Source organism: Vibrio sp. VP6, assembly GCF_028823755.1.
In the GTDB taxonomy this organism is placed as follows: Bacteria; Pseudomonadota; Gammaproteobacteria; order Enterobacterales; family Vibrionaceae; genus Vibrio; species Vibrio parahaemolyticus.
Genome location: NZ_JAPEID010000023.1, coordinates 73,864 through 81,542, shown reverse-complemented (window position 1 = coordinate 81,542; position 7,679 = coordinate 73,864). Strand labels below are relative to the sequence as shown.

Annotated in this window: 7 protein-coding genes; 3 read left to right on the top strand and 4 right to left on the bottom strand. The window is 44.2% G+C overall.

Translation table 11 applies throughout. The features are described from left to right. On the bottom strand, window positions 1-548 hold a 548-nt coding region (locus tag OU793_RS15390; protein ID WP_274647798.1), incomplete at its 3' end, for a YoaK family protein. Window positions 549-701: 153 nt separating this feature from the next. Continuing rightward, entirely contained in the window at window positions 702-1,103 is a 402-nt protein-coding gene (locus OU793_RS15385) for a GFA family protein (protein WP_140092276.1), read from the bottom strand. A 159-nt stretch (window positions 1,104-1,262) separates the two neighbouring features. On the opposite strand from OU793_RS15385, the gene OU793_RS15380 reads away from it, so the two are divergent. Together OU793_RS15380 and OU793_RS15375 are read left to right on the top strand one after the other, a co-directional pair. After that, complete coding sequence (locus tag OU793_RS15380) at window positions 1,263-1,895, top strand: hypothetical protein (protein WP_159404307.1); 633 nt, start codon at window positions 1,263-1,265, stop codon at window positions 1,893-1,895. A 124-nt stretch (window positions 1,896-2,019) separates the two neighbouring features. Continuing rightward, complete coding sequence (locus OU793_RS15375; RefSeq protein ID WP_011106286.1) at window positions 2,020-3,303, top strand: peptidoglycan DD-metalloendopeptidase family protein; 1,284 nt, start codon at window positions 2,020-2,022, stop codon at window positions 3,301-3,303. A gap of 52 nt (window positions 3,304-3,355) precedes the next feature. Here the strand turns inward: OU793_RS15375 and OU793_RS15370 are convergent, their stop codons facing one another. Next, a complete protein-coding gene (locus OU793_RS15370) occupies window positions 3,356-5,176 on the bottom strand; it encodes a bifunctional diguanylate cyclase/phosphodiesterase (RefSeq protein WP_159404308.1) in 1,821 nt (606 codons plus the stop codon). 248 nt (window positions 5,177-5,424) lie between these two features. Further along, window positions 5,425-6,312, bottom strand: a complete 888-nt coding sequence (locus OU793_RS15365; RefSeq protein WP_005498358.1) for a LysR family transcriptional regulator — start codon at window positions 6,310-6,312, stop codon at window positions 5,425-5,427. A 107-nt stretch (window positions 6,313-6,419) separates the two neighbouring features. On the opposite strand from OU793_RS15365, the gene OU793_RS15360 reads away from it, so the two are divergent. Further along, window positions 6,420-7,613 carry a multidrug effflux MFS transporter gene (locus OU793_RS15360; RefSeq protein ID WP_005482745.1) on the top strand — a complete coding sequence of 398 codons (1,194 nt, stop codon included), beginning with the start codon at window positions 6,420-6,422 and terminating at the stop codon, window positions 7,611-7,613. Window positions 7,614-7,679 lie beyond the last annotated feature (66 nt).

Here is a 7,679-nt window from a genome sequence, read left to right as displayed (position 1 = left end):
ACGCTCCCGCCTAGTAAAAAACCAAAGAAGATGAATAGAAACAACTTAGCTTTACGGCGGTCAAATTGACGTCCTCGTAAGCTCTCACCAATCATAATGCCAAGGTCGGTAATGATCCCCGTCATGTGTGTCGTTCGGACAACTGCGCCACTAAAAGTGGTGATCATCGCATTCTGCAAACCACATGCTGCTGACGCTAAGTATTGGCCGTAGGAGTCGCCCTCGACCAAGAAGCCTAAACTTAACAGTAACAAACTCCCTTCAATACAAAGTGCCACACCATAGCGTCGGCCAAGCTTTAAAGCGCTACTCTCAATAAAGAAGCCGCTAAACGCAGAGCCAATCAAAAAGCTGAATACGATAAAGAGCAGGTGAATGGAATTATCCATACCTGTTAATAGGCTATTCCCTAGCTGAGTTACGGTTCCGGAAAGATGCGTTATCGCTTGATGTTGAAAGCCGAGAAGACCAACGGCATTGACGCAGCCCGCGAGAAGGGCAAGTAGAAACGCGCCATATTCCACCCAACGAGGAAGTCTGGAAATCACAATAAAACCCCACCAAATGTTAGGAGCAGATTATAACGCTCACACTGAGTTACGAAACCTTTTCCTGTTCAACTCGGTTGATCATTCTCAAAAAAATCTCATTTATAGAGCTTTTGCTCAGATAATAACAAGCCAATAAAGGGGGATTCCCCTCTATTGAATGTGTTCCATTGTGCACTCGAAACTCACCCAGCCATGTTTCCTTTGCTCATAAATCGAAACTTTTGGCTCATGAAATTCGGTGTTATTGAAAATTCCAACGGGAACAACAACGATTTCGGGTGCTGCGGATAACAACAGTTGCATCGTCGTGCCACAAGCAGGGCAAAATTCGTATTTCACTTCATTACCATCGTCGCTGATTCTGGTGTAGTTGGTCGTGTTACCATCTAAAATGACCTGCTCCTTATCGAATTTGGCCTGGACACCAAAAACGCTGCCTGTTCGTTTCTGGCATTCAAAGCAGTGACAAATAGAGGTTCGCAGAGGTTCATCTTTACAGCGAAGTTGAACTAAGCCACAGGCGCACTCTCCGGTGTGAATTATGTTTGTCATCGTTATTACCTATCGATTGCCCACTAAACAGTTTATACCTAAATCCGCTCGAGTGATTTCACGATACTTGGTTCATCGAGATTTGAGTGTATGCGGTCATCCTATTGGAATTGGTATATACTCCGAACACAATTTTTAGAACAAAAACAAGGAAGTCGCATGGCTCGCAGCAGAATTCTGCCAATTCCACTCATTCTTCTTATTCCTATCGTGCTATTAGCGATTGTTATCATTGCTGGTGTGTATCGCTTTAGCTTGTCTGATGATGAAATCATGGCCAAGTTTCCGCAAGCAGAGGTGCAATCTAATCCTATCGCTGCCGAAGTGTTGGGAGTAGTGCAAGCGAAGAATCCGTGGACAATTCAAGTACCAGAGCAAAATGCCGTCTCTTTTTTAGAAGAGTGGGACAAGGAGAATGGCTACCTGATTGGTCAGTATGATGCAGGCGCGACAAAGGGGCAGGTTTTGGTACCGACCGCGTTTATCGCTCAACGTAAAATCAACAAAGAATTTTGGATTGCGGCGCCGATGATTGTTACGACTCAAGGCTCAGGGGCATTTTATTATGTTGGGTTATTTAAGTTTGATCCGATCCCGAGCCGAGTGGTGTTGCTAGACAGCGTGTTTATTGGTGATCGAGTTAAATTTGCTCAAATCAATTGGCAAACGGATACCAAAATCGCTATTTCATTCCTAACGCATGGCGAAAGTCAATCCATGGCAGATGAGCCAAATCAATCAAATTCAGCCACTCTAACCCGTGTAGGTAATAACCTACATATGCAACAGTGATGAATTTTTTTTGACTTCTGTAAAAATTAAGTGTTTTCTGCGCTAGATCTCGAAATTTCATAGTGATTTCTTATACGGGAATGCATAAGCTATGAGCCTTGTTTGAAAGGAGATAGTAATTCCCGTGTCTACAAATGAAATTACAAAACGGTTGCCGAATCTGACAAGTCGTAGAGCGCTACTGTTATACTCCTTGCCAGTTTTAGTTGCGATAGGTGTTTCTCACTCTCTCAAAGAGTCATCTTTAACTAAAACCATCGCATTAAACCTGCCAGAATCGCAGGTTGTTGAACGAATTCTTGATGCGACGACTGCGGAAGTCGTCACTCCACCTAATTTTGAGTATCAAATCCAAGCTGGCGATAATTTAAGTACTATCTTTAGCCAACTCGGTTTCGGTTACAGTTCATTAATGAAAGTAATGGAAACGGATTTGAACTACCTTGCACTTGATACCTTAAAGCCTGGTAATACGCTGCGTTTTTGGCGCAATGATGCCACAGGCGAGCTAGAAAAAATGGAACTGCAATTTTCGATTGCAGATAAAGTGGTTTACCAGCTGAACAGCGATGGTGGCTATGACTTTACCGATATTTCCATTCCTGGTGTTTGGCGTCAGGAGCCGCTAGTTGGCGTAATTCAAGGCAGTTTCTCTTCTTCTGCGAATCGTTTAGGTCTGAGTTCTGCAGAAATCAGCCAAGTGGTGAGCTTGCTAAAAGAGCAGGTGAACTTTGGGCGTGATCTTCGTGCGGGTGACCGATTTGAAGTGGTTCGTCGTTCACAAACTATCAACGGTGTTTCAACTGGCAAGAATGAAATCGAAGCGATCAAAATCTACAATCGTGGTCGTGAGATAACCGCGTATCTTCATACGGATGGTCAGTTCTACAACGCGAAAGGTGAAAGCCTACAGCGTGCGTTCCAACGTTATCCTGTGAGCCGTAGTTGGCGTATCAGTTCTGGATTTAACCCGAATCGTTTACACCCAGTAACAGGCCGTGTTGCACCGCATAACGGTACTGACTTTGCTGTACCGACTGGCACGCCTGTAGTGTCGACGGGTGACGGTACTGTGATTATGACACGTAAGCACCCATATGCGGGTAACTACGTTGTTGTTGAGCACGGTAACAAATACAAAACGCGTTACCTGCATCTAAGTAAGATCTTAGTGAAGAAGGGTCAAAAAGTTTCTCGCGGTCAGCGTATCGGCTTGTCTGGTAAAACAGGCCGAGTTACTGGTCCACACCTTCATTATGAATTGATCGAGTACGGACGCCCTGTCAACGCGATGCGCGCGAATATTCCGATGGCGAGCTCTGTTCCTAAGAAGGAGATGGCAACCTTCATCGCGAATCGAGATGAAATGGATAAGCTGCTAAAAAATAAAGAAAAAGCGGTTTTATAGCTGTTTAGGCCCTTAATCGAAACAAAAAGACCAAGCAATTGCTTGGTCTTTTTTATGCGCGTTTGACTTGTCTATCGTTAATCATGTGTACCAATTCATCGACGTTGTGTGGGCGAGAATAGAAGTAGCCTTGAATATAATGACAACCCATGTCGATAAGCTTATTTAACGCCCTGTCGTCTTCTACGCCTTCTGCAATTAAGTCGACATCCAACAGTTGAGCTAACTGGGCTATCAGATACACCACTTGCTCTGACGTTTTGTTCGAGAGCATATTGCGCACAAATGTGGCGTCAATTTTGATGCTGTCGATAGGGTAATTATGAATGTAATTTAAGCTCGAATAGCCAGTGCCGAAGTCATCCAGTGCGACTTTAAAACCAAGATAGCGAAGTGAGTTCAAAACCATCTGCTCGCGTCCACTTTGTGAAAGCAAAACGGTTTCAGTGAGCTCTATAACAAAGTCCGAAGCATCGTGACCGTATCGCTCGAGCAAGGTTGTTAGGTGGTTGATGTAGCGGTTTGAATCGACCAGTTCGTGTGCAGAGCAGTTGATGGATAGCTTCACGGTATAACCTAGGTGAGCCTCTAACTCTTGCTTCGCAATACATGCTAACTCTATGATTCGCTCACCTAATTCGGTGATTAATCCCGATTGCTCGGCCGCTTCAATAAACTCCGCAGGGGAGATGTTGCCATACACACTGCTGTTCCAACGAGCGAGTATTTCAAAGTAATCCCAGCGATCATTGTTTACATCAACAATCGGTTGTAACACCACGTAAAGCTCATGACTTTCAGTAATGCTCGTGCTTAATTGAATGCGCATCGCTTCAATCAGTTGCGTTTGACGATGATAAAGCGCACTTAAGTGCGTGTCGTAATGTTGAATTCGTGTGTCACGGTGTTTTTTGCAATCTTTCAACGCTAAGCTGGCATTTAGGATCAGTTCATCACTGTTGAGCATGTGAACTGGCGCTCGTGCAATGCCAATGCTCACGGTAAAAGAAATACGATTGGATTTGTCACTGTAACCGGCTTCAATTTTATCGAGCACTTCCTGACATACAGCCACGGGATCTTCATCGTAAGTAATAAAGGCAAACTCGTCGCCAGCAACGCGAAAAGCGTTATTTGGGGAAGACAAGCTCTGTTGAATCGCATTTGCAGTAAACTTGATGATCTGATCACCAATGTAGTTCCCGTTGATGTCGTTTATCGATTTGAAGTTGTCGATATCCAGATACGCCAGATTAAAAGGGCGGGTGGCTTGCTGCGTTAATGTTTCTAGCGTGTCTGCCAAACAGCTGCGGTTCAACAAACCGGTGAGGTTGTCATGAGAGACTTCGTAGCTAAGTTGGTTTAGGAGTTTGTCCGAACGCTCGCTGACCCATTTTTCACGAAGGCTATGGATAATCACATTGGCATAAAAGCGATGAAGTTCGAGCACATCTTGTGCTTCTTTCGCGTGAATACTTCGAGTAAAAGTAGACAGCAAAATCCCAAGCACTTCGCCACTTTGTGTTTTCAACGGTAGGCCAAGGTAAGCTTGAACGCCATCATCCTGAAACATCTGGTCTTCAGGAAAGCGTTTATAGACCTGATCTTGGTAAAAGATGTGCTCGCCAATGTCTTTCGCGACTTTTTCACATGGCGTGCCCGACAGGTGGTAACTGAGGTTATCTGAGATCTCTCCGCCACTTGCAAAGGAAATGGTGTGCGCAGCATGTTGAAGATGAGCCACTTCAACAACGCATGTACAATGACTCTTCAACTGTTGATGGATATCTAAAGTCACTCTGTTGAGCAGAGCGCTCCCATTGAGCTTCAATATTTCATCAAGCTTTTGGACACTGATTTGTACATGATCCATTAAACACGTTACCTAGCCGTTATTAATTTCATATCGTGCTTTGATAGTTGTGCGACACGACGACTTATAATTTGATATGCATCAAGTAAACTATCGTTTACTTAAGGAGATTTTTCAAACTTTGAATCCCAACAGATAAGGAATTAACACTAATAGGTGAGTCTAGTAAGACTAGAGTGTTATCAAAGTTTGAGGCATTAATTTCAAAGTAGTCGCTTACTCACACATTTAACAAGAAAACTATCAAATTAGATGCGTTTTTCTTCTTCTAAACGGGATTTTAGATAGTCGAGGAACAATTGGGTGCGTGTGTGTTGATAATCCAGTTTTGGGTAATACGCATAAACCGTAGCCTCGTCGGCTGTAACATCCGGCAAAATAGGCACTAGCGCCCCGGATTTTAAATCGTCTTTGATCATTACGTTGTTGGTCATCAAGATACCCATTCCGCGTTTTGCACCATGAAACAGAGCTTCTGGATTGGTCGTTGCGAAGTTGCCTGACAAGCTCACTCTTTTCCCTCGGTTGGTTTTGATCTCTCTTGCCGGTTTTTCTCCCCAAATCAAAATATTGTGTTTTGTCAGCTCTTCAACATTTTGTGGCGTGCCGTATTTTTCTAAGTAACTCGGCGCTGCATAAAACTGAGCTTTGTGTTCGAACAGCGGGGTGGCTTTAAAGCTTAATGAATTGAGCTGTTCTAAATGACGACTGATGAAAAGATCCAAACTCAGTTCCGGCAGTTGACCGGGTAGCGTCGTGGTGAGTTGCAGAGTGATATCGGGGTATTTTTCTAGAAAATCATCAAGGTAGTGGACTAAAAACTTAGAACCTACCGCCAACGTTGCGCCAATCTTTAACAGACCGGCCGGAGACTGGTTTACTGAGCGAGTTTCATCTAACACGGACTGCCAAGAGTCAAGTTGCACTTTGGCTCGCTCGTAGAATAGGGCACCAGCTTCGGTTTGACTTATTGAACGAGTGGTACGCTTGAGTAACTGGACGCCAATTTTGTCCTCTAACCACTGGATACGCTTGCTGATGGCAGAGCTTGTCGTGTTGAGCTTCCGTGCGGCTGCATTGAAGCTGCCTTCTTCGATAACTCGAATGTAACTTTGTACACTTTGAATCCAATCCATTAAGTCCTCCGAGGAAATAATTCCTTTCCAATTTAGCTGATTATCATCGTTGAGTATCAAATATACACTGTTTGCAATAAGTCTGTAATACAAGTGGGAGGGGACTAGTGCGTAAAACACCGTTGTTACTTGCGATGATGATCATTGCTACTGGCCAGGTTGGCGTCAGTATCTATCTTCCCTCTTTACCGCTCATTGGCCATGACCTTAACTTGCCACAACCTTCGATTCAGAGTTTGGTGACATTATTTTTGGTTGGTTTCGGTGTGTCACAGCTATTTTACGGTCCGCTTTCTGATGCCATTGGACGACGACCGGTGTTTATTCTCGGACAAAGCATCTGTTTAATCGGTACCGTCATTTGTATCGTCTTTGGCGATAACATTTCTGCACTTGAGGCAGGGCGATTGCTGCAAGGATTAGGAGCCGGCAGTGCCTCTGTTTTAGGGCGCTCAGTGCTACGGGACAGTTATGACGGTATGCAGTTAACGAAAGCTTTGTCGTATATCTCTGTCACTGCTTCTGTCATGCCGATTGTCGCGCCTCTTTTTGGCGGATGGATTGCGTACCACTTTAGCTGGCAAGCGGTATTTGTCTTTGTGCTGCTTTACTTGTTGGCGATATTTATCCTTGGCTACTTGGTTCTGCCAGAAACGCTGCCGTATCCAAAACGCAAGTTCGAGGTAAGGCAAGTCATGGTGAATTACTTCTACTTGCTAACAAACAAGCAAGTTATCGGGAGTGCCAGTTATAACTGGTTAAGCTACCTATCTGGCTTAGTAACACTGTCTTTATATCCATTTTTGATGCAGCAAGAATTGGGCTTAACCGCGGCTGATTATGGTTCTTTGATGATTATTCCGTCAGCTGGTTTGTTGATGGGGAGCCTCGTCCTCAATTTGATCAATAACCGTTATAAAGCACAGCAAATACTGTTGATGAGCTTTGCGATTGTCGCGCTTTCTGGGTGTTTACTGTTGGTGACGCCGTTTACGGTTGCATCGTTATTGGTTGCATTCACGTGTTTGAGTTTTGCGCAGGGGATGTCTTTTCCTGTTTCGATAAGTTTGTTGTTGTCTCCGCATAAGCAGCAAGCCGGTGCAGTGTCTGCATTATCTGGCTCAATTCAAATGTGTTTAGCGGGTTTGTTTGGTGGCTACTTGGTTGAAAAGTGGGTGACAGATCAGCATCAGCTAGGCATTTTTTATCTATTTATCGCTCTAATTTCTTGTATCGTACTGGTAGTTAGCCAATATCGAAGGGCACCTCGTCAGACTGCGCAACCGGAAGCTTCCAGTTGAATGTTCTAGCGAAGGGAAATGTACTTGCAAGGTTAGTGGCTCCTTTCTAAAATGCGCAGCTAAATT